This window comes from Yoonia sp. (assembly GCF_036770585.1).
Classification (GTDB): Bacteria; Pseudomonadota; Alphaproteobacteria; order Rhodobacterales; family Rhodobacteraceae; genus Yoonia.
In genome coordinates this window covers 1-22,175 of the sequence record NZ_DAIPIW010000001.1, presented here as the reverse complement: position 1 = coordinate 22,175, position 22,175 = coordinate 1, and the positions used below count along the sequence as shown (strand labels likewise).

Below are 22,175 nucleotides of genomic sequence, written 5' to 3'. Positions count from 1 at the left end.
GATGGATTCGTGTCAATTCAGGCGCGATGTCTTCTTCGTGATGTCGTTCTGCTCAGCACCTCTGAAAGCGCGCCGAGGCTGTCGAGAGAATGGCAGGCATGCACGCTGTCCACATGGTCCTGAAGGATCCTGATGCCGCTGGCCCGGGGCTCGAACCCCTCCCAGCGGAGCAGCGGGTTCAGCCAGATGACGTGCCGCGCCTGTCGGGTCAGGCGCGCAACCTCGCGTTCGAACAGCCCAAGGTCCCCCCGTTCCAACCCATCCGTGATCAAAAGCACCACCGCCCCCCGCGACAGGACCCTGCGCGCCCATTGCTTGTTGAAGGTCTCGATCGCGGCGCCGATCTGGGTGCCGCCTTCCCAGTCCCGTGCCTCTTGCCCCACGGCGGCAAGCGCCGCATCGGGGTCGCGCAGAGCAAGCGAACGGCTGATGTTGGTCAGCTGAGTTCCGAAGGTGAAGCCATGCACCCGCCCCCACGACCGCACCCGCGCATGGGACAGCGCGTGCAGGTAGCGCAGCAAAATCCGTGAATACACCGCCATCGAACCGGAGATATCACACAGCGCCACAAGATCCGGCGGGCGCGGCACGGTGTCTTTCTTCGCGATCCGGTCGATCTCGCCCGCCCTGCGAACGGCGGCGCGCAGAGTGGCCCGCGCGTCCGGGCGCGAACCGGCAGGCGTGGGCCGAAACCGCCGGGTGCGCAAGGGTTTCACAGGCAGGTCCAGTTGCCGGACGGCCTGCTCTGCCTCGGTCAGTTCGGCAGTGGTCATCTGCTCGAAATCCTTGGCCTTGAGGATCTCGGCGGCCGACCATGTGAACGCTGCATATTCTACGATTTCGTCACGCTCTTGGGTTGGCGGTTTGCGTTCTTCACCATCGCCCAGCGCCTCGCGCGCACGGCGGTCGGCGGGCGAAGCCGGTGCAGGCGCCGCATCGTCGCGCAGCTGGGGCGACAGCATATGCATGATCGCATCCAGAAAGCCGGGATCGCGCCAGAACAGGTCGAAGACCTGATGAAAGACCTCGAGGTCGTCAGCCCGCGTGACCAGCGTCGCCCGCAGCGTATGGTAAAAGTCGGGCTTTCCCGAAAAACCGGTGACGCAGACCGCCTGAATGGCGACCTCGACCTGACCGCTACCCACACGAATACCGGCTTTTCGAAGCGCCTGCGCGAAATGGACGATGTTGTCGACCAACCGTCCGTCGGCATCGGATGGCGCTTGCATCACCCGACGGCGGCCAGACGGCCCTTTGCCTCGTCCAGCAGGCGCGTTGTCTCGGCGCCGGCGATACGGGCGATGTCGTCTTGATACTTCAGCAAGGCCCCCAGCGTGTCGTTGACCACATCGGGCGACAGCGCCACCGCATCCAGCGCCACAAGGCAACGCGCCCAGTCGATGCTTTCGGCAATCCCCGGTGCCTTGAAAAGATCCTGATCACGCAACCCCTGCACAAAGGCCACCACCTCGGCCGAAAGCCGCGCCGAGGCCTGAGGCACACGGTTGCTGACGATCTCGAGTTCGCGCGCGAAACTGGGGTAGTCCACCCAATGATAGAGACAGCGCCGCTTGAGGGCATCGTGCACTTCCCGCGTCCGGTTCGAGGTCAGGATGACGATCGGCGGGGTCTCGGCCGTGATGGTTCCGATCTCGGGGATCGTGACCTGATAGTCGGACAGCAGTTCCAGCAGGAAAGCCTCGAAAGGTTCGTCGGTCCGGTCGATCTCGTCGATCAGAAGCACCGGCGCACCGGATGGGTGCGGCTCAAGCGCCTGCAAAAGCGGGCGGCGGATCAGGAACGCATCCGAGAAAAGCTGCGTCTGCAAGGCCGTCCGGTCGGTGTCACCGGCGACTTCGGCGGCACGGATGGCGATCATCTGCGCGGCGAAATTCCATTCGTAGATGGCAGAAGAGGCATCGAGCCCCTCGTAGCACTGTAACCGGATCAGGGGCCGACCCAGGGCACCGGCCAGCGCCTTGGCGATTTCGGTCTTGCCGACCCCCGCCTCGCCTTCAAGGAAAAGAGGCTTGCCAAGACGCAGCGCAAGATAGGCCACCGTCCCGAGGTCGCGGCCACAAACGTAGTTTTGGCGTGAAAGAAGGTCGATCGTTGCAGTGATCGAGCTTGGAATGTCCTGAACCACGCGGCCTCCGGATTATGTTGTCACGCATACGGCAAACGCCTTCCCGCGACGCATCTCGCGTTGGTCAAGTATAGGTTTTCTGACGTTGTTGACAATCATGCCAGCGGCGGTCCGGCCAACAGCGGCGTATCACCTGATCCGTCGCCGCGCGGCATCCCTGATCCGCCTCCTGCCACAGCTTCGCGGCGAATGCGGCAGCAAAGCGGGCATTCTCGCGAAGGTTTCCATGTATCCTGTGTTGTTTCAGCCAGACACGAGGGTCGGCTTTGGCATCCGCCGCGCAGGCGGTCAACACGTCCCGATGAGGATCGTTGGCCGCAATCTCACTTCTGTCCTCACGCGTACGTACCCGCAGTCATCCGCGCCCAGAGCGCCTCGATCATGCCCAGACCTTCAATGGCACCTTCCGACTTCAGGGCATCACGCAGGTTCGGCAGGACGAATCCGCCATGGCGGGATAGGCCATAAAGGCAGCAATCGTCGGCAACAACAGAAGCTCGCCCACATTGGACAAGACCTGATGACCGGCGTTCAGCATTCGGACTATCGTGGTCTCGTAGAGGTGAAGTTCATCCGTCAGGGTGGCACCCGCGTCCTCCCATTGTGGCCTGCCTGCGCAAAAGCGGTCTCCGGCACCATTACAGGGTTGCTTGAAGTTGCGAGCGATCTTGGTGAAATACGGGGCCACCAGCAAAGGAACGACGATCCCGATATTCTTGGTCAGCCTCCGGTTTTAGTTGACCGGATCGATATTGGGTCGGTAGTCGTGGTCATTCAGCGCCTCTTCGGTGTTACTGCGCATCACGGGGCCGCAGGGTTTCGGGATCGTTGAAAGACTTCGATATCCCAGTCCGCAAGGTCCGGCTGGGCGCCGAAGATCCTCTGTGTTCCAGATCTTGCGCATGCCTGCCGGTCTTTGCTTTTGACCTTTACCGTCAAACCGCAATCTTGACGCACGGGAAAAATTTCAAGGGCCGTCGGGAAACGTCCTGTGATCTGTGCAAGCACGGCTTTGCGTCGTTCAGCCAACTAGACTGTTGCGCAGGATAGGCTGGCATCACTCAGACGACAGTTGTGTTCTGCGATCTTCCAAGGCTTCACCCGACATTCCTATGCCTTCAAGGATTGACTGACCGAACGCGGTCTCGGCCATCTCCTTTGCACGCTTGCGATGAGAGGCAAGTGCCGCTTGCTGAAGCTCGGAAATGATCGGGTCGGACGAGATGAGATTGAAGATGTCGTTGAAGAGTGGCGGAAGAAACTGTTGTGGCTCATCGGTGGTTGGCGATTTGTTTCGGTTGTTCCAATATGCACACCATTTCCGCTGCGCAGTCTCGTTCATCGTTTTTCGATCTGCCGCGGCAGCCGCGCCTCGCCCAATCTTCACCATAAAGCCTTCTAGTGACCGCAGCGCGTAGTGGTTGACCACCCCAACCTGAGAGGCCCGATCCCGTTTGACAGAAGACACGCGCCTGTCTGTGAATTCCGGTCCGAACGCGGCACCACCACCATCGATCCAACGCAGTCCCATCTTCGAGAACCGCCTGTTCATCGGTCTATGGTTGCGGTGGAACCCGTTCTTGAACTTCGTCCGCGCCAAGGACTTTACAGAACCGCCAACGATTGTTCGTTCGCCTTCGACAGGGCCGCGTCTCCAAGTTGCTTGCCGGAAGCGGTCAAGCAACTGCCCGTCTTTGATGAGTCTTTCATCCTTCCCACGCATGCCTCGCATAAGAAAGGATGCCACTTCGAATTCTCCGTTCAGATCAAAGAATGCGTTGAGGTCATATTGCCCTGCACCGACTTCCAGAAACTCATCGGCATCAATCATCATCATAAAGTCGCTTGCCTGATAATTGGCAAAGTGCTTCGCAAACCTGAGCGCAGCGATGTTGAACTGACCGACCGAGGAGAACGCATTGATCGGATGAGGACGGTGTCTAACGATGCCAAGGTCATCGAGACGATCTAGGATCTCATCTGTGTAGTCATCGCTGAAATTCGAGAACACAATAATTTCCCGAAATCCGAGCGCGTAGTGATATGTCGCCCATTCGACAATATAGGGTGCTTCATTCTTCATGATGGCCAGAAGAATGCAGCGTTGGCGTTGCCGCCACACATCTTCGGGCAGGCTATCTGCAACAAGGCTTATCGGCCAATCCCATCGATAATTCCTGTTTGTCTGCATTTTGCACCTTTGGTGATTGTTTGGATCGAAACTGTGAGGGATTCAACCTGCCGCGATCAATTGCCGTTTTTCGCTAACCCTGCTGGGCGCCCTACTGTCCAGGGAAAGGATCTCTGCAATCGGCAGATTGGAAAGACCTCAGCGACGCGACAGTAAGGGTCGGCGATGGGTCTATCAAGGAATTGCGAGGAAGAAGGGCTACCATCTTGCTGGGCACTGGCCTACCAAAGGGCAAGGAAACTCGGCCTGCGATGCACCACCTCAAACACACCAGCCCGCATGGGACCGTCATGGCGGTTTCCATGATGAAGGACGAAGCGCCGTTCCTGCTGGAATGGTTCGCGCATCATCTGGCGGTCGGTTTCTCGGATATTCTGGTCTATACCAACGACTGCACCGACGGCACGGTCGAGATGCTGGAACGGCTCGAAGAGCTGGGGCTGGGCTATCACCGCCCCAACGACATTCCCGAAGGCGTCAAGCCCCAGCCATCCGCCATCAAGCACGCGCAGGCCGAGCCCTTGGTCCGCAATGCCGACTGGGTGATCCTGTTCGATGCGGACGAATTTCTGGCGATCAGCCATCCGTCAGGCACCGTGGACGGCATGATCACCGATGCCGTGGCAGAGGGCGCGAACGGCATTGTGATCACGTGGCGCATCTTCGGATCAGGCGGTATCACCGACTGGTCCCGCGCACCGGTGACCGAGCAATACCTGCGCGCGGCACCCCCGCTCTGGAACAAGGGGTGGGGCGTCAAGACGCTGTTCAAGTTCGATCCCGACTACTGGAAGCTTGGCATCCACCGCCCTGCGATCAAGAACCGCTGGCTGCAGACGGATTTCCCCGAGACCGTGAAATGGCTCAACGGGTCCGGCCAGCCGATGGAGGATTACTTCAAATTTCGCGGCTGGCGGTCGATCCGGCGCACGCTGGGCTATGATTGGGCGCAGATGAACCATTACGCGGTCAAATCGGTCGATGCCTACGCCCTGCGCAAGTTCCGCGGCAACGTGAACAACAAGAAAGACAAATACAACGCAGACTATTGGTCCTTGCAGGACCGCAACGAGGTCGAGGACCGCGTCATCCTGCGCCATGCAAAGAGACGGCGTGCGATCATGGACGAATTGCTGAAGGATCCCGTCCTGAACCACCTTCACCACAAGGCACTCGACCGGATCGAGGCGCGGCTGGCCGAATACAAGCAAACCGAAAGCTATCGCGCCTTGCGTGACAGCCTGATCGCTGCGGGCGAGGTGCCCATCACGCAAGTCGTCGCCAAGCCCCCCGTCGCCCGCGATCCCGCCAAGATCGCCGCCCTGATGAGCCGCGTGGAACAGAGCGTCGCCGACCAACCGAAAGAAGACCGCCGCCACGAGACTATCGAGGGCTGGGGGCACGCCGGGGGTTATCACTATGTGACCGAAACGATCGACCTCTCGGGCGATATCCCGGTCGATTGGGTGCCGAACCACGATATCGCCCTGCCCGCCGATCCGCGCATCTTCAACCCCGAGGCGCTGAATGCCGTCCTGTCGGGCCGCTTCGACCGCAAGAACGCGCGTAATATCGGCGGATATCTCGAAGGGATGAACCGCTTGCTGGAAATCGGCACCGGTGTCGGCTTCCTTGCGATCAAGGCCGTGCGCGATACCGAGGGCCTTGTCGTGATGGCACAGGATGGCCGCAAGGCATTGATCAGGATGGCCAAGGACATCGCCTTGCGAAACGGGATCGGCGACACGGCCCGGCTGAAATTCTCTGACGCCGATCTGGTCTTCCCCGCCGACAAGGACGGGGCGGCAAGCGGGCTTGCGGCCTACCTGCGGGATTTCCGGCCCGATGCGCTGCGTCTTGGGTCTGCGCCCGATCTGCCGCCGAATGTTCTGGCCAAGGCCGACCTGCGCCATGTCCGCCGCGTGATCATCCCGTTTCACGACAATTCCGCCCGCGACACCTATCGCGCCGCCTATGGACCCCTGCTTGCCAAGGCAGGGCTGCACGAGGTCGAAGGCCGCGATGCCGCAGGCTCGCTCCAGTTCGACAGGCTGGAATAGGGCGAACGGCTTGCCTTGTCCGCGACGTTCGTTTCAGATGAGGCGCGACAGGGAAACACCACAAGAACAAGGGGCACCCGCTTGGCACGCAAATCCAGGGAGACCGACAAGACACCCGGTCATGGGGTGATCGTTGTTGCCCGCAATGGCGACGTGATCCGCTATGATCCCAGCGGTCTGGTCATGCGCCTGTCGGACAAGGTGATCGACGATATCGCGCTGCGCCTGTCGGGCAAACTGAACCTGACCGCCTCCGGTGGTGAAACCGCGACCTCGCCTATCCAGCGGGCCGACCCGCACGACCACCTCGAAGGTGTCGATGCCTGGGACCTGCGACAAGAGGGCGAATGGCTGTTCTTTTCCGCGAACCTGCCCGGCGATCAGGGCGTGCGCGGCTTCCGGCGGCTGGTGGCGGGCGGCGCGATCCTTGGCGACGCGCCCGGTCCGCTTTATGGGATTCTCGGGATCGGCGGACCGCGCGCCGCCATCGCCACGCGCGAGACGTCGAAGTATCCGCAACATATCCTTGCCCCTGCCGATGATATAGGTGCCGTCGGTCACGCAGGCGTCGAGGATGCCAAGCCATGCGACAGCCTCGAACATCTGCGCGAGGTCACGCATGAGGCGCTGGTGGCCGAAACCTTCATCCGCTGGCAGATGGAAAAACACGAGGCCTTCCCCCTGTTCATGACGCGGATCGAAACCGATAGTTCGGCCACCGCCGCAGACCTCGCGGGCGGCAAGGCCTTCGGCAACATGATCACCGCCGCCAGCAATCTGGCACTGGCCGCCAGACGCATGGGCAAGAAGCCCAAGCTGATGTGCGTGCAGCTCGACTACAGTCTGGAAGATACCTCGGGCGATCCGACCGCCTATCGCGACGGGATGCTGGCGCTGATGGCCCGTGCGGAAGACGCGCTGTTCAAGCTGGGCTTCGAGAACCCGTTGTTCGTTGCCCGCATGGAAAGCGGCACCGCCGAGATCACCGATGCCGCCGCAATAGAGGGCCAATGGGAGCTTGGCTGGAACCATGGCGCGCACCGGTTCCTCTATTCCGCGCCATCCTACATGTTCGCCCACGACAGGTTCGAGCGTCCGACACCGCAGGCACGGCGCGAAATGGCCGAGATGACAGCCGCCGCCGTCACCGACCCCGAGGGCTGGCAATGCCCGACCTTCTACCTGGCCGAGCGCACCAGGGACCCCAAGGTCATCCGTATCACCGCCCGCGCCCCGACCGATCTGGTCGTCGACGCCTATGACCCTTTCGAGGCCGGACCGGCGGCAGGCTTTCGGGTTCTGGCTGCGGAAAACGCAGTCGAGATCACATCGGTCACCGTCGATCCTGCGGATAGCAACGCAATCCTGCTGACACTGTCGGCCGCTCCGACAGGCGACGCCGTCAAGGTCGCCTATGCCCATGGCGCCGCGCCGCGCGCGGGCAGCTTCCCCGCCAACTGCGGTGCGGTCCGCGATAGCTGGCAGCTTGAAAGCGCCACGGGCCGTGTGCTGAACCGCTGGGCGCTGCCATGTCTTCTGCCGCTGCAAGCGGGGGGTGGCGATGCTTGAACTTGACGCCACCCTGCCCGAAGGCGCGCTGATCGGGTCCGAACGTGCAGCCTTTGCCGAGGCCATTGCCAGAACCGGCGCGATCTGGTTTCGCGGCGACTGGGACGCTTTCGAGATCGACAATGCCTCTGGCGCGATCAAGGAATGGCGCAGTGCCGACGGCAATGCCAAAGCCACCCCCGCAAACCCCAATGAGGGGCACGGGCTGCTGGCGGAAGTCGGCCCCTATTCGGGCCTGCGCTGCGTGCCCGAGGTCAACTGCGGTCTTGTCGCCGAAAAGGTCACCGAAAGTGCCGGCACGTTTTCGATGGCCGTCATCTATCATCCCCCGGCCGAAGATCAGGCCAAGACCCTGCTGACCGTCAACACCGGCTACACAGGCGGCACGGATGCGGACAGCAATTATCTTTACCTCTCGGACGCAGGCGACTTCTTTACCGTGAAAGACACCCGCGGCGCGGTCGAGGTCGTGGCCCCCGTCACGTCCTCACCCGATGGTCTGCGCATGGCGGTTGTCACGCTTTGCGGTAACAGGCTGGCCGTGGCCGAGAACCTCGCGCCCCCGACGATCGCGGAAGGCGCGGATGCCGGTATGCGGACCGGTGCCGACCTCTTCATCGGCTGCCGCAGTCACCGCAGCGGGCTGAAGAAGACCCTTGGCGGCGCCACGATCCTTGAGGTGCTATTCTGGCCGAAACACGCGCTTCTGACCCCGCGCGGGGCCGAGGACACCGCCGCCTATCTCGATCTCAAACGCTACTTCCTTTGGGAGTATTGACGCCATGGCCTTCAATGCCGACAGCGTAAAGGGCGGGAACATCTGCGCGATCTGGGTCGATGACATGATCGACGTCTTCACATGGCGCGACACCTTCGGGATCACGATCCAGACGCCGCACCTCGACCGGTTCATGGCCGAAGGCGTGCGGTTCACCAATGCCTATGCGACGGTCCCTCTTTGCGCGCCTTGCCGTGCCGAGCTGGCGACGGGGATTTCCCCGTTCCGCAGCGGGCTGGTCGATCTCAACCGGTTCTGGCGCGACGTCTTTCCGCCGGAAAAGGCATGGGCCTATGACCTGCGCCGCGCGGGGTTCTACAACTTCACCACCGGCAAGGTGGACAGCAACTACCGCCCCATGCCCGAAGAATACCGGCGCATCCTGTTTCATCAGGATATGCGCGCGGTCGACAATTCCAACCGAGACGGCGTGCACGACTATCTGGGGCGCGGCCCCGGTATTCGCGGGGTGAACCACCCCAATGACGATGGTTCACAGGACGACAAGTTCTACGACTTTCAGGTCGCCCAGAATGCCATCGACTTTCTGTCCCGCGTCGATCCAACCCGCCGCAACCTGATCCAGCTTGGCTTCAAGCATCCGCATTACAACCTCGACTGTCCCGACCGCTTTTATCAGCAGTATGACGTGCGCGGCATCACCTGGCCCGCCATCGCAGCCGAAGAGGACTATCACGGCCCGCAACCCGGTTTTGCCGTCTACGAGGCCGCCTATATCGCCAACGGCCGCTGGACACCGGAAAAATCGGGGGACGAGGCATGGCGGCAGGTCGTCCGCGCCTATTTCGCCGCGATCAGCCATGTGGACCACGAGATCGGGCGTTTTCTGGATGCCCTGCGCGCCTCGCCTGTCGGGCAGAATACGACCGTGGTTTTCCTGTCGGACAACGGCTTCAACCTCGGCAATCACGACAGTTTCCACAAGATGAGCCAGTGGGACAGTGCCGCGCATATCCCGCTTGGCATCTGGCATGCCGGCATGGAGGGCGGGCAAGAGATCGACCTTCCGGTATCCTTGCACAACATCCCCAAGACCATCATGCAGCTTGCGGGCCTGCCGCCGCGCCCAGACTGGACCAGCGGGCAGAGCCTGCTGCCCTTGATCGACCCCGCTTTCGGGACCTTCGACCGCAGCAAATCCCCTGTGACCTGCGTTTTCGGCACGCTTTCGGTGCGACCTTCCGTCGAAGGTTACGAACACCTGCGCTATTTCCGCTATCCCAACGGCGAGGAACACGTCTACGACATCGTGGGCGACCCCGGCGAGACGACCAATCTGGTCGATACCGCGCCGATGGATTTTCTGCGAAGCGAATTGGTGAACGGCGCGCTTGACCTCGGCCTTGACCTGCGCGGGTTCGAAAACCCCGCCAAGGGCGTCAACGCGATGATGGCCGTCGATGGCAGCGTCGTTCTGGCCGGTGGCGGTGGCGACAACCACTATTGGGCCTATGGCAGCGACGCCGAGAAGATCCGCGAGGAAAAGGACGGCGGCACCGATACGCTGTGGTACATGGCGGGACCCGACGACTATGTCCTGCACTGCCCTGCCAACGTCGAGAAGATCCGCATCGCCACCGTCGTCTCTCGCAAAGAGGCGGACGGGAGCACCGGCAAAACGATCCAGATCGTCGCGCATCCCGACAGCCCCATCGAATTCGAGACCTCTGAACGCGTCACTGTCGATGTCACGGGGTCCAGCAAGGACGACATCATGTTTGGCCCGAAATACGGGGGCGCGACCTTCTATGGCGGGGCGGGCAACGACCAGTTGATCGCCAAAGCCACGATGGACAACGCACGACACTTTTTCTACGGCGAGGCGGGAAACGACTATCTGTCGGGCGGACCGGGGAACGACCTGCTGGACGGCGGCACGGGCGACGACGTGATCCATGGGCGGCGCGGGAACAACAGGCTTTATGGCGGGCATGGCAACGACCAGATCCATGACGGCGACGGATCTTCATTCGTGGATACCGGACCCGGGCAGAACATCGTGACGCTGAGCCACGGCGATGACGAGGTGATCGTGGGCACCGGCATCAACCAGATCGACCCCGGATCAGGCGCCGTGACATTCCGCATCCGCTATGGCGGGATCACCATCATCCGCGGCTGGAGCGCCGATCAAACCTACGACCTCAGCGATTGGCCCGATTTGCCAACGATCACGCATTATCCGGACGGACAGACCCGCCTGCGCTGCGGTCTGTCGATTGTCGAGATATCAGGCGTCACGGATGCGCAAAGACTGCGCGACCAGATCGAGACGCGCGGCTAATCCCTTTGCACTCGTCGTGTGAATCGCCGATAGTCCGCCGGCTTGCACTCTTTCGGATCAAGGCCCGCCCATGACACTCGACCGCCGCCCTGTTGCCTCTCTCTGGATCGGAGAGACGCTTCAGTATCTCAACCAGCTTTGCCTGAAATCACATCTGCGGCACGGGCATCCGGTCACGCTCTATTGCACCGACAAGGTCACCAACGCGCCCGAAGGGGTCGAGATCCGGCCCGCCTCCGAGATCATGGATGTGCCGATGGATATCGTCGAGGCGACCTCGGCTTCGTTTCTGTCGAACGTGTTCCGCTACAAGATGATCCGCAAGACCGATGCAATCTGGATCGACTGCGACGCCTTCTGCCACAAGCCCTTCCCCGATGAATGGGAATGGATCTATGCCGGTCACGGGATGCGCGGCGCGTTGAATTGCGGCGTCGTCGGCCTGCCGCAACAATGCGAACTGATCGACCGGTTGATCGACTACTACGACAACCTGCCGGATTACCCCGCGTGGTGGAATGCCAACCAACGCCGGAAAATGGACAAGATGAAGGGCAACGACTCCCACGCGGTCAAGATCTACAAGACCGAGCGGACGGCCTTTGGCCCGCAGGCCTTTACCCATTTCGCGAAAGAAACCGGCGACTTCGACAAGGCGATGACGCCGGATGTTCTTTACCCCGTCCCGTTCCAGTTGAACGACATCTTCTATGACCCGCACGGACGGGTCGAGGGGTGGTTCACGGATGCCACGGTCTCGGTGCATCTTTACACGAACGGGACCAAGCCTTGGTGGCGCAAGCACAAGCCGCTGAAGAATTCCTATGCCTGGCGGATGTGTCAGGAGGTCGGGATCGACCCCGGATTGGCGCTTGGCTGACGGCATGCAGGACCAGCCCGAAAGCCCCCAAGACGTGCTTCAACGCAAGCTTGACCGATTGCGGCGTAGGCAGCAGCGCAATGAACGCGCCGCATGGGCGAAAGGGTTTCTGACAGCGGTCTGCGGGATGCTGAAACCCGAAGACCTCGCAATCGATTGCGGCGCGAATGTCGGCGACGTCTCGGCAAGATTGCTGGCAAGCGGTGCGGATGTCATCGCCTTTGACCCCGAACCTTGGGCGGTCGAAAAGCTGACCGACCGCTTCAAGGGCGAGACGCGCTTTACCCTGCACAATGCGGCAGTCGGCACCGCCGAAGGCACCATCCGGCTTTATCGCGCGGGCAATTTCGACGACAACGAAAAGAACGCCTCGGTCAAAAGCACGATTGTCGGCGGTGGCCGCATGATCGACTACGAGGCCGGCAGCGCCGTCGACGTGCGCGTCATCGACTTTGTCGCTTTCCTGCGGGACTGCATCGCCGAACGCGGCGAGATCGCCTTTCTCAAGATCGACATCGAGGGTGCGGAACTGGATCTCTTGCGTGCGATGGAGGCCGCCGATCTGTTCCCGCACATCCGGTGCACGGTGGTCGAGACCCACGAAAAGAAGTTCAGGGACCTCAGAAACGAATTTGCCGCGCTGCGCCGTGACTTCGCAGCCAAATACAAGCCCGAACATGTGAACCTGGACTGGATCTAGCGGGCGCCGATCATGAACGTGGCGGCAATTTCATCCAGAAACCAATCGCACCATTTGCCTGTGGACGAGTCCTTGGACGGCAGGATTTCCTTGATTGGTCTTGTATGTTTTCCGTAGGGGATTTTTTGGATCGAAACGGGGAGACCGTGTTGTTCTGTGAATGCCTGTAACTTGGCAACCTCGCCCATCGGGAGGACTTCGTCGCCGCGGGCACACAAGAGCGCGACATCAGGCCCATTCGCATCCACCACCCATGGCTGAGGCACGACACCAGCAATCGCAATACTCTTGCGTGGCGCGGGCAGATCAGCAGGCCGCGTCCAGTCCGAAAGCCCGTGTGCGACGGATATCGCTGCCAGACCCCCTGACGAATTTCCCATGGCTATCCATGGGAGGTTCGCCAGTCCGGTTCGATCATCTCTCAACAGAAAACGCGCGGCATCGGCATAGTCGACCGCAGCTCGATAAAGCGCGGGGCCAAGCAGGGAAGGCCTGATCGTCTGGTAGAATGCGGTACTTTGTGCCGCGGCTGCATGGATGCGCTCTAGCATGTCGGGACCGAAAGCTCTTCGGGGGGCACCGGCTTTGCGATAGCTGATGCTTGCAAATGCAAGCCCCATTTCGGCCAACAGCGGGCCGAAGTGCCGTGCGATGCGGTCATTGCGTGACCCGTGCACGAACCCGCCACCATGTGCATGGACCACAAGCCCCTTCGGATCACCTGAAGGCCGCCAAAGGTCCAGACCAAGATGCGGCGGGCGATAAACGAGCGTTTCGGGAAAGTTGCTCATCCGCCGTCGCGGCTTTTGTGTCTTGGCCGGAACGCGCAGAGTGACCCGTTCTGCGTGCCATAGTCTTCAAGTTCCAGCGGGACATAGGCAAGGTCCTGCATCTCAAAGCGGTTGGCCTGCATTGCGCCGGTCGGATGTTCCGCGCTTGCGCACACAACGATTGCATCCTCTGACAAGAGCGGCAGCGCAGCCTTCAGAATACCCAGACTCATGTCGTCGCTGGCGGGCATCATCAAAAGATCGAAGGCACCGAGATTGGATGCTGTTTCGGCAAGTCGTTTCATTGCGTCCACTTCCTGCGAGACCTCGGCAACAGCATTACCATTGAAACGCGCGTTCAGCCATGCTGCGGCAGCAGGAACATAGGCTTGGGTGGCAGGGGGATTCCGGTCCTTGTCACGCCGCCATCTGGCACTGTCCATAGCGACAAGCTGCAACGACGGGTTCAGGTGCATCGCCAATGCAGGCAAATGCCCGGTGTCAAAGCCGGCAATCAATGCTCTATTCGCTTGCGCCAACCACCCGGCAAGCCTTGCCCGGATCCCGTTGGATCGCGTCCGCAACTTGCTACCGGTCAGGGGGGTGTTTTGCATATGGCGGTAGAAATGCAGACCGTGGATCGCTTGGTCTTCGCGGCCGGTCTGCTGCACGGCCTTGGTCAACTGACGGTTCAGATCGGCAAAGTCCTTGCGGCATTCAGGCGCTTCCAGAACCGCCTCTACCTTGCCCGCCAATTCAGTCACGCGCGCCATGAGCGCATGATCGTCAGCGCGTTCAGGCGATAACCGCCGCCCCACGCCGGCCGCCAGACGGTCCAGCACCTCGGTCCGGCGCGCTTCCAGTTCAGGGGGCGACAAGACCTCTTCGCCCGGGCCGTCCGCGCGGTTGTAGGCATAGGTAGAGGTCGCCCACTTCTGTTCGGCATAGACCTTGTCGGGGCCGTCGTAATAGGCGCTCGGGTCGCTCTTTTGCCATGGGACGAAGTAATGTGTCGGCCAGATCTTCAACACGTCCTCGTCCGGTTGCCATTCCCTGATCCGCCCCATCAGAAACCGGTTGCCGGTCGAGACTTCCGCCTTGCGCAGGGCCTCGGGCGGGGTCTCGGCGAGGGTGTCAATGATCCTGCCGATGAAGGGATTGCCCGGTTCGCAGGCAAGGAACGGGCAAACACCGCGGAACGGGTCGGTCTCGGGGCGATCGTAGACGGTATAGGCGCGCGGCTTGTCCAACAGTTCATCTACGGCATGCAGGCAAATCGCATCGGCGTCCGCCATGAACCCGCCGAAATGGAAGAGGATCTCATACCGCATCATGTCCTGCACACCGGCATAAAGCCCGCGCCAGAAGTAGTCGTTGATCTGTCGGCGCAGCCGGAACGGGAAGCCGACAAGAAAGTCGTTGTCATAGACGGTGTATTCCCAATCGGGGTGCTTTTCGGGCCATGTCCGCATCCACTTGACGGGTGCGGGCTTGGGCCCGATCCAGATATGGCCCAGACGTTTGGGAATGGCGCTCATGTCGCGGTCTTTCCGGCCTGAATGCCCAGCAGGACATCGCGCATCCGGGCGGGAAGACGATAGAGCCGCCCCTGACCGGTGGCCGCGACGCGCCAGAACCCATCGTCCGTTTCCACCTTGGCAGCGGCAAGGGCCTTGCGGACCTCGGGCAGGTCCATCGTTTCGGGCGCGGTCACAGGATCATCGGAGGCGGCGGCACCTTTCGCGTCGCAGAACCGGATCAGGCAAAGGTGCGGATCGACGGCAAAGCCCTTTACGTTGCAGGCCTTCCCTGCGTCCGTAAAGGCAATGCGCCCACGGGTGATGCAAGCCTTCTGGTGATCTTCGTCCAGTCGCACATAAAGCGGCCCCTGATCCGGCAGTGCGGTCAGGTGCAGCGTCAGCGGCATGGACACAGCCGGCACGCGTCCCCGTGCCGTCAGCTGCGACAGGTAGTCCCCAAGGTCCTTGGCGCGCAGCGGATCGACCACAAGGAATTCGTCCACCGCCACGCAGGCGACCCAGTTGAAATAGAGCGTCAGCCCCGAGGCGAAACTGCACACCGAGGCGAGGATCGCCGCCTCACTGATGCCCTCGGGCACGGGGATCAGATTGGCCCCTTCGGCGGCCTTGGCCACATCAGGGTCATTGCCCGGGTTCAGGATATAGAGGCTGCTTTCCCCGAAGACCGCGCCATAGTAGCGCCGCCACCGGCCCAGTTTCGCGACATCGCCGTCAGCGACCGTCACCACCGCCATCGGCGCCTTCGAGGGATCGGGGACGGCAATCGGCGAAGGGTCCGGCGCTGTGATGCTTGCCGCCTCTTCCGGCTGGTAGTGAAGCGGCAATGCCAGTTCCTCTGGCACATCGAAGACCCAGCGGACCAGTCGGGTTCCGATCTGCTGGTTCAGCATCCTGTCGAGGTCTTTCTTGCGTCCCGCATCCCCCAGCACATCGCGGTTGCGGTAATGCAGCAGGGTCACATCGGCATCATGCGGCAGCTTCTTGCCGCGCAGGATCCCCCCGATGCTGTAGTTATACCGCTCGTGCAGGATGTTCCATGTCATCCCCGCCCGCAGCGTCGCCACCGGCAGGGCCATCTGGTCAAGGTAGGGGCGCTTGTGCGGAATGAAGCTGTGCCGGTCGATTGTCTGGGCGGTCTCCATCAGGACCTCGGCAAAGCGCTTGCCATCGGGGGTGCGGAAATTCTCGTCCGTGACGATCAGACCGGCATTGAAGTAGGGCACGACGTCAAGCCGCTGGTCGCGGGTCATCGTGATGCGCTCGGACGGGACAGGCATGTCGAAGACACCATAGATGTCGTCCCAGATTGACTGGTCCGCCCAGCGCATTGACGTGGCAGGCACCATGCCGACTTGCCCGGGTGCGGCAAGTTCCTCGACCGTGCAGGGCCGCAGGAACGCCATGTCCGAGTCCAGAAAGGCGGCATAGTCCGTCGATTTCGGCGCAAGAAGGGCGATCAGCTTGTTTCCGTGAGGATAATCGGGGTCGAAGAAACCGTCTGTCTCTAGCCGCTCGACCCGCACCCGCAGGCGGCGCAGGACCTCCAGCGGGGCTTTGTCCATCTGGTCATGGTAGGGTGCCGGGCAATAGCCGATCACCTCGACCTCCGGCGGGAAATGCGTCCGGATCGATGCCGCAAGATGACAGGCCATATAAAGATACTGCGGCGGCTGGATGATGAAATAGAGTGTCAGGCTGGGCATCATCCGGTCTTCCTTTGGCTTCTTGCACTTATTTCAAACAGTCGGGCGCGTTGCAAACGCCGGCAGCACGGGGACCTGAAAAATCAATCGCGTTGAATACCGGCAGCAAGCCAAATATGACTGGTCAGACGGGAGAGGGACCGCCCTTCCTGGTCCGAGTCAAGTTCGAGTGGCGCCGCCAAAGGAAATCAGTATGGCATTGGATCTACGCGATGTTCCATCGGTGATCGTGAATCTGCCAGAGGATAAACACCGACGCGACTACATGACCGGATTGTTTTCGAGACTGGGCATGCCGCATGACTTCGTCCCCGGTGTTACAAGGTTTGGAAAGAAGAAAAACGTCGCGGCAGCCCACGCAAACGCATTCGACACAGTAAAGGCCTGTCCATTTCTGATATTCGAAGATGACCAGGAACTTCTTTGGGACGATTGCATCCTTCCCGATCCTCCAGAAGGTGCCGATGTCATCTATTTGGCCAACAGCCAACTGGGTTGTCTTCCGGACACTGTCGAAAACAAGGCTAGATTTGGTTTGAATGCCTATCAGGGATTGGCGCTCGCCGAGGTCTTTGACGACCACTACCTGCGCCTTTCATCGATGATCTCTGCCATGGCAATCCTGATCATGTCCGAGAAAGGTCGGACACGATATCGCAGCGAACTGAAAAAGGCATTCAACCGAGATACGGGGATCGATGTCCGCTACGCTTTCGCGATGCCGGACCTGAACGTCTATGCCCTTCGCAATCCGATGTTCGCAGAAGCGCCGGAACTGCAAATCAAATCCAAACAGTCACAAGCGCGCTACGACGAAACCCACTTGCCACTTCCAGTCGCTAAAGAAGGGGAAATCCGCATTGCCCGTCACCGGCACCGCACGCTGGTCGTTCGGGCTACCAGGGTGCCTGAAACCGGTGCTCTCAAATGGGAGGTCGAACAGGCGACAAGACCCGACGAAATGCTGTCTCCGATGAAGCTGCCTGCAACGAGGCTGCCTGGCTACAATCAGAACATCCTGAATGACCGCATCGAAGTGATCGAGAAGGCAAAAGTCTTCCCGCTTCACCCCGAGACAAATTCCTGTGGTGTCACTGATGAAATCGGTCGCTTCTGCGCGCACTCGGCCGAGTACAGATGGGTAAAGCGCCGGATGCCGGCACCAGAGTTCGAAAGGCACGACGAAGAGTTTCAGCAGCTTTCCGGAACATATCTTTACGGTGGATGGCTTCACCCTCATTTTGGGCATTTTCTTGCAGAATCGACAGCGCGCCTTTGGGGGCTGAATGCTTACGACGGCGAAATTGACGGCATCCTCTATATTCCATATGGGCCGAAAACCATCTGGCGGACCCGCAAGACCTATGCGCCGATCCTGCGATTGCTTGCGGATGAAACCCCGGTCATCCCGCAGAACCGACCCGCCATTGTCGAGCGTCTGATCGTTCCTGAACCCGGCTTCGGTCATCGCGCCAGGATGCAGGGAAGCCCGGAATACATCCGGTTTGTGCGTGAAAAGGTGGCCGAGAAGATTGTGCCTGATGGCCCAGAGCGGCTTTATATCTCGCGCACGGGGCTTGGTTACAAGCGGGGTGGCGTCATCGGCGAAGAGTATCTTGAAGACTTTCTCTCAAAGCAGGGATACGAGATTTTCCATCCGCAGCGGTATCCTGCTGAAGTGCAACTCGCGCGTTACGCGGCTGCAAAGCTGATCGTTTCGCTTGACGGTTCGCCGCTCCATTTCGCTGCATTCGCGGCGCAGGGCAGTGCGAAAGTGGCCATCATCAAGCGCCGGATCTCCGATCTGCCTGACGATATGGCGCGCCATGTTCATCGCTTTTGCGGGGCGGAAGTGACTGTGATTGATGCAATCAAGGAAATGTGGGTGCATGAGCAAAGCAGGCGCATCGACTATAGCTCTTTTGGGCGTCTGGACTTCAAGCAGGTGAAACGGGAACTGGCCATGGCTGGATTCTGCGAGCCGGATGGCGAAATTTCCGCGATCTCTGATGACCAAATTGAAGAAATTCTGAATGCCCGTCCCGATGAGGCGCCAACACTAGTCCCATTCAGTCGAAAATGACCGAACCCACGTCAGCAACGCTTACCCAGACACCCCAAGCGCCGCCGGTTCAGGAAATGTCGGATGCGACACCAAACCGCCCGTTCCGGATCATCGGCGAGACATCCTATCTTTGGTATGAACCGGGGTCATCCACCCTTGTCGTTCCCTTCGACAACCTTGCCACACTTGACCATCCCTATCCCCGCCAGCCTTGGGTGGCCCGCCACCTGCGCCAGATGGGCCATGCGTTCTTGGGTGTGCAAAGTCAGCGCAAGGACTGGTTTCGGGGCACCGATGTGCCCGCGCTTCTGACCGCGCTGCGAGACAAGGGCTTTTTCGACGGCTTCGAGAGGATCGTCTTTGTCGGCGCCTCGATGGGCGGGTTCGGGGCGATCAACTATGCCCCTTTGGTGCCGCGCGCGACGGTTCTTGCGCTCTCGCCGCAATCGACGATGAACAGGCGCATCGCCCCTTTCGAGAACCGCTTTCCATGGGCCGTGCGCAATAGCGACTGGACCCATCCGCGGTTTCTCGATGCCGCCGATGCGATGCCGGATATCCCGCAGGCAACCGTCGTCTTCGACCCCTTCGACCATGCGGACAAGGCCCATGCCATGCGCCTGTCCGGCCCGAACGTGCAGCTTGCACCGGTGCCCCATGCAACACACGAGGCTGTCCGGACCGTGATGAAATCCGGCGCCTTCGAGGTCATGCTGCGCGAGTTCATCGATACAGGTCGCCTCGGGCCCGGCTTCCGGCTGGCCATGCGGGGGCGGCGCAAGACGCGCAAATGGGCGCGGGCGCTTGTCGATAATCTGGCCGCCTCGCATCACACGACGCTGGCCTTGCGCGCCTATGACCGGCTGATCGCCTCTAAGAACTACCTTTTCGCCATACAGGCCCGCCGCGAACTGCTTGAGGCGCGGCCCGAATTGGGCGAACACTAGGGCGGATCACCGGAGACACCTCTTGCCAGCCCCCAAAGCCCCGATCGCGGCCCTGACGATGGTCCATACCGAGGATTTTTTCCTCGAACGCTGGCTGTCCTACTGGCGACGTTTCCTGCCGGACGACCATATCTACGTCATCAACCACGGCGCGGATGCACAGGTCTCGGAACTGGTCCGCGGCTGCAATGAAATCACGCTGCCCTACGACAGGCTGAAGAAAAGCGTGAACCAAAGGCGGTGGCAGATCCTGTCGCTCTTCACCTCGGGCCTGACGCAGTCTTACGACTGGGTCATCTGCAATGATATCGACGAATTCGTCGTGCTGGACCCTGCGGTTTCGGACGATCTGCCGGGCTACCTGTCCGAAATCGCGGCCCGCCCGCATGTGCCGCCCGCCATCACGGCATTCGCCATCGAGATGGTGCATGTCCCCGCGCTGGAACCCGATCCGATCATCCCGGGCCAGCCCATTCTCGGGCCGCGCCGCATCTACCGGCTGAACGCGAACTATGCCAAACCCTGCATCGTGAACCGCCCGATCGAATTCAAGGCCGGTGGCCATGGCGGCAACCACGATGAAATCTACATCGACCCCCATCTTTACAATTTCCATCTGCGTTTCGTGGATTACGACTATTGCATGGGCCGTTTCGAAAAGAGCCTGAAGCGGCGGCTTGAAGGCAAATCGGCCGAGGAACAGGCGCAGATGAAAAGCGGACAATGGGGCTGGGCGAGCGTCGACAAGACCTTCGAGGCCCTGTCGAAACAGCACCCCGTCGCGGAAACCATCGACCACCCGGCCTTTCGGCAATCGATGCTGGACGACCGCATCCTGCGACCCCCTTTCACCCTGATGGGCGGCGGCCGCCCACCCGAAAACTATCAATTGCCAGAGCGGTTTAGCGGTGTTTTCTAGGCCTCGACTCATTGACTTTCAAAGCCAGTCGATGACGAGAGCGGCAAAGGCGATGGCTGACAGAAAGACCTTCGGGCACCTGTCGTATCCGTGTGGCCACGCGGTGCCAATCCTTAAGCCTGCCGAACATGATCTCGATCCGGTTGCGGCGTTTATAGCGGCGCTTGTCGTTCGCTTTTTCCGCCCTGGCATGCAGGCGCGTATCCCTTTGTCTTGCAACGCTTCTCGGAACCAGTCAGCGTCGTAGCCGCGATCCCCAAGCAGCCAGCCGACTTTAGGCAAGCTGCCGAAGAGAGCCCCTGCGCCGATATAGTCGCTGACCTGCCCGGCCGTGACGAACAGGTGCAGGGGCCGTCCATGGCTGTCGCAGATGGCGTGAAGCTTGGTATTCATGCCGCCCTTCGTGCGCCCAATCAGACATCCGCCCCCCCTTTTTCACGCCCATGCTGGTCGCCGTTCGGTGTGCCTTGAGATATGTCGCGTCGATCATCACGGTTTTCTCTTCGCCGTGTCCGGCTGCGAGGCCAACCATCATCTGCGCAAAGATGCCCTTCTCACTCCACCGTTTCCAACGGTTATAGAGCGTCTTGTGCGGGCCATACTCCTTGGGCGCATCACGCCATCGTAAACCATTGCGATTGATGAAGATAATCCCGCTCAACACGCACCGGTCATGCACACATGGCTTACCGTGGTAGTTTGGGAAATAGGGCGCCAGACGCGCCATCTGTGCATCAGTCAGCCAGAAAAGATCAGACAGATCACCGCTCCGCTTTCGGGCGGTGAATCACGCTCAGGAACTGAATTCAATGGGTCCTGACCCTAGAAAGAGCATCTTGGGACTGGACATGGAGCACCCGCTCATCGAAGGGTTGCGCGCAGTAAATAGTTGAAGCGGGCAGCTTGGAGAATTAGACCAAGTGCAAATGTTTGCACTTGGCCTCCAATTCAGCCGACCCGGTCGAGGAGCTTCTTGGCGCGCCCTTCCATGTCGAGGCGGGCATCCTGCTGGGTCTTGTCGCGCGCAAGCCGCGTGATGCCCTGCACGAAGTCGAAGATGCTCTCGGGCGGGCGGCCTTCTTCCATCAGCACCTTCTCGATGATCTTGCCGGACTCGGCTTTCGAGAAGCCCCGCTTCCTCAGGAAATCCGCGCGATCCTCGTCGCTGCGCGCCACGATCTGCTGCCGCGCCGCCTTGATGCCGTTCACGAAGCCCTGCGGCGAGGAATTGGCGAATCGCGTCAGCGCCGGTGTCGCCTCATGGGCAAAGCGGGAGGCCGCGTATTTCGAGTGCCGGATTGTGATCTCCTGGAAATCCTCGACGCCCCAGAGGTTCCGGTTCTGGCACACCGCCCGCAGGTAGAAGCTCGCCATGCCGAGGGTCTTCGCGCCAACCTCGGAGTTCCAGCAGTAGAAGCCCCGGAAGTAGAGATCGGGCGAGCCATCCGGCAGCTTGCCCGCTTCGATCGGGTTGCGATCATCGACCAGGAACAGAAACACGTCGCGGTCCGAGGCATAGAGCGTGGTTGTGTCGCGGCTGATCTCAACATCGGGGTTGTAGACCCCGGTCGACCAGTCGAGCACGCCCGGCACCTTCCAGC

16 protein-coding genes and 2 pseudogenes are annotated in these 22,175 nt (G+C 60.8%); 10 read left to right on the top strand and 8 right to left on the bottom strand.

Going from position 1 to position 22,175, the window contains the following annotated elements:
- Positions 1-17 precede the first annotated feature (17 nt).
- Both V7N12_RS00090 and V7N12_RS00085 read right to left on the bottom strand, forming a co-directional pair.
- Positions 18-1,229: a vWA domain-containing protein gene (locus V7N12_RS00090; RefSeq protein ID WP_333711809.1), complete on the bottom strand. Its 1,212-nt coding sequence runs from the start codon at positions 1,227-1,229 to the stop codon at positions 18-20.
- Positions 1,229-2,146, bottom strand: a complete 918-nt coding sequence (locus V7N12_RS00085) for an AAA family ATPase (protein ID WP_333711808.1) — start codon at positions 2,144-2,146, stop codon at positions 1,229-1,231. Before V7N12_RS00085 ends, V7N12_RS00090 begins: the two co-directional genes overlap by 1 nt.
- 520 nt (positions 2,147-2,666) lie before the next feature.
- Here V7N12_RS00085 and V7N12_RS00080 point away from each other — a divergent pair.
- The gene (locus tag V7N12_RS00080) at positions 2,667-2,978 is read left to right on the top strand and encodes a hypothetical protein (protein ID WP_333711807.1); all 312 of its coding nucleotides are present in this window, start codon (positions 2,667-2,669) and stop codon (positions 2,976-2,978) included.
- 225 nt (positions 2,979-3,203) lie between these two features.
- Here V7N12_RS00080 and V7N12_RS00075 read toward each other — a convergent pair whose 3' ends face one another.
- Positions 3,204-4,337, bottom strand: coding sequence for a glycosyltransferase family 2 protein (locus tag V7N12_RS00075; protein WP_333711806.1), 1,134 nt, complete (start codon positions 4,335-4,337; stop codon positions 3,204-3,206).
- A gap of 251 nt (positions 4,338-4,588) precedes the next feature.
- On the opposite strand from V7N12_RS00075, the gene V7N12_RS00070 reads away from it, so the two are divergent.
- From V7N12_RS00070 to V7N12_RS00045, 6 genes are all read left to right on the top strand, one after another.
- Positions 4,589-6,397 (top strand): glycosyltransferase family 2 protein, encoded by a 1,809-nt coding sequence (locus V7N12_RS00070; protein ID WP_333711805.1) that lies wholly within the window; start codon positions 4,589-4,591, stop codon positions 6,395-6,397.
- Positions 6,398-6,478: 81 nt separating this feature from the next.
- Complete coding sequence (locus V7N12_RS00065; RefSeq protein WP_333711804.1) at positions 6,479-7,966, top strand: hypothetical protein; 1,488 nt, start codon at positions 6,479-6,481, stop codon at positions 7,964-7,966.
- Positions 7,959-8,744 carry a hypothetical protein gene (locus V7N12_RS00060; RefSeq protein WP_333711803.1) on the top strand — a complete coding sequence of 262 codons (786 nt, stop codon included), beginning with the start codon at positions 7,959-7,961 and terminating at the stop codon, positions 8,742-8,744. The genes V7N12_RS00065 and V7N12_RS00060 overlap by 8 nt, the downstream gene beginning before the upstream one ends.
- Positions 8,745-8,748: 4 nt before the next feature.
- Complete coding sequence (locus tag V7N12_RS00055; protein WP_333711802.1) at positions 8,749-11,049, top strand: sulfatase-like hydrolase/transferase; 2,301 nt, start codon at positions 8,749-8,751, stop codon at positions 11,047-11,049.
- 70 nt (positions 11,050-11,119) lie between these two features.
- On the top strand, positions 11,120-11,929 hold the full coding sequence (locus V7N12_RS00050; RefSeq protein WP_333711801.1) for a hypothetical protein: 810 nt from the start codon (positions 11,120-11,122) through the stop codon (positions 11,927-11,929).
- Entirely contained in the window at positions 11,922-12,629 is a 708-nt protein-coding gene (locus tag V7N12_RS00045; protein WP_333711800.1) for an FkbM family methyltransferase, read from the top strand. The genes V7N12_RS00050 and V7N12_RS00045 overlap by 8 nt, the downstream gene beginning before the upstream one ends.
- Here the strand turns inward: V7N12_RS00045 and V7N12_RS00040 are convergent.
- From V7N12_RS00040 to V7N12_RS00030, 3 genes are read right to left on the bottom strand one after another with little or no spacing between them, the layout of a single operon-like run.
- Positions 12,626-13,420 carry an alpha/beta hydrolase gene (locus V7N12_RS00040; RefSeq protein WP_333711799.1) on the bottom strand — a complete coding sequence of 265 codons (795 nt, stop codon included), beginning with the start codon at positions 13,418-13,420 and terminating at the stop codon, positions 12,626-12,628. The two genes, V7N12_RS00045 and V7N12_RS00040, sit on opposite strands and share 4 nt — an antisense overlap.
- Positions 13,417-14,937 carry a glycosyltransferase family 32 protein gene (locus V7N12_RS00035; RefSeq protein WP_333711798.1) on the bottom strand — a complete coding sequence of 507 codons (1,521 nt, stop codon included), beginning with the start codon at positions 14,935-14,937 and terminating at the stop codon, positions 13,417-13,419. Before V7N12_RS00035 ends, V7N12_RS00040 begins: the two co-directional genes overlap by 4 nt.
- The gene (locus V7N12_RS00030; RefSeq protein ID WP_333711797.1) at positions 14,934-16,646 is read right to left on the bottom strand and encodes a hypothetical protein; all 1,713 of its coding nucleotides are present in this window, start codon (positions 16,644-16,646) and stop codon (positions 14,934-14,936) included. Before V7N12_RS00030 ends, V7N12_RS00035 begins: the two co-directional genes overlap by 4 nt.
- Positions 16,647-16,836: 190 nt before the next feature.
- Between V7N12_RS00030 and V7N12_RS00025 the strand changes: the two genes are divergently transcribed.
- From V7N12_RS00025 to V7N12_RS00015, 3 genes are read left to right on the top strand one after another with little or no spacing between them, the layout of a single operon-like run.
- Complete coding sequence (locus V7N12_RS00025; protein WP_333711796.1) at positions 16,837-18,726, top strand: glycosyltransferase 61 family protein; 1,890 nt, start codon at positions 16,837-16,839, stop codon at positions 18,724-18,726.
- On the top strand, positions 18,723-19,655 hold the full coding sequence (locus tag V7N12_RS00020) for an alpha/beta hydrolase family protein (protein ID WP_333711795.1): 933 nt from the start codon (positions 18,723-18,725) through the stop codon (positions 19,653-19,655). The genes V7N12_RS00025 and V7N12_RS00020 overlap by 4 nt, the downstream gene beginning before the upstream one ends.
- Before the next feature lie 22 nt (positions 19,656-19,677).
- The gene (locus V7N12_RS00015) at positions 19,678-20,574 is read left to right on the top strand and encodes a glycosyltransferase family 2 protein (RefSeq protein ID WP_333711794.1); all 897 of its coding nucleotides are present in this window, start codon (positions 19,678-19,680) and stop codon (positions 20,572-20,574) included.
- A gap of 18 nt (positions 20,575-20,592) precedes the next feature.
- Here V7N12_RS00015 and V7N12_RS00010 read toward each other — a convergent pair.
- Together V7N12_RS00010 and V7N12_RS00005 are read right to left on the bottom strand one after the other, a co-directional pair.
- Positions 20,593-21,334 (bottom strand): annotated as a pseudogene (locus V7N12_RS00010) (IS5 family transposase).
- A 188-nt stretch (positions 21,335-21,522) separates the two neighbouring features.
- Positions 21,523-22,175, bottom strand: a pseudogene (locus V7N12_RS00005) (DUF932 domain-containing protein); the annotation flags it as partial.

Bases quoted from the DNA above. Each gene is read 5' to 3' on its own strand.
- V7N12_RS00055 (WP_333711802.1), top strand. From the start codon at position 8,749: ATGGCCTTCAATGCCGACAGCGTAAAGGGCGGGAACATCTGCGCGATC.
- V7N12_RS00070 (WP_333711805.1), top strand. From the start codon at position 4,589: ATGCACCACCTCAAACACACCAGCCCGCATGGGACCGTCATGGCGGTT.
- V7N12_RS00040 (WP_333711799.1), bottom strand. From the start codon at position 13,420: ATGAGCAACTTTCCCGAAACGCTCGTTTATCGCCCGCCGCATCTTGGT.
- V7N12_RS00075 (WP_333711806.1), bottom strand. From the start codon at position 4,337: ATGCAGACAAACAGGAATTATCGATGGGATTGGCCGATAAGCCTTGTT.
- V7N12_RS00020 (WP_333711795.1), top strand. From the start codon at position 18,723: ATGACCGAACCCACGTCAGCAACGCTTACCCAGACACCCCAAGCGCCG.
- V7N12_RS00080 (WP_333711807.1), top strand. From the start codon at position 2,667: ATGACCGGCGTTCAGCATTCGGACTATCGTGGTCTCGTAGAGGTGAAG.
- V7N12_RS00060 (WP_333711803.1), top strand. From the start codon at position 7,959: ATGCTTGAACTTGACGCCACCCTGCCCGAAGGCGCGCTGATCGGGTCC.
- V7N12_RS00090 (WP_333711809.1), bottom strand. From the start codon at position 1,229: ATGCAAGCGCCATCCGATGCCGACGGACGGTTGGTCGACAACATCGTC.
- V7N12_RS00050 (WP_333711801.1), top strand. From the start codon at position 11,120: ATGACACTCGACCGCCGCCCTGTTGCCTCTCTCTGGATCGGAGAGACG.
- V7N12_RS00030 (WP_333711797.1), bottom strand. From the start codon at position 16,646: ATGATGCCCAGCCTGACACTCTATTTCATCATCCAGCCGCCGCAGTAT.
- V7N12_RS00035 (WP_333711798.1), bottom strand. From the start codon at position 14,937: ATGAGCGCCATTCCCAAACGTCTGGGCCATATCTGGATCGGGCCCAAG.
- V7N12_RS00025 (WP_333711796.1), top strand. From the start codon at position 16,837: ATGGCATTGGATCTACGCGATGTTCCATCGGTGATCGTGAATCTGCCA.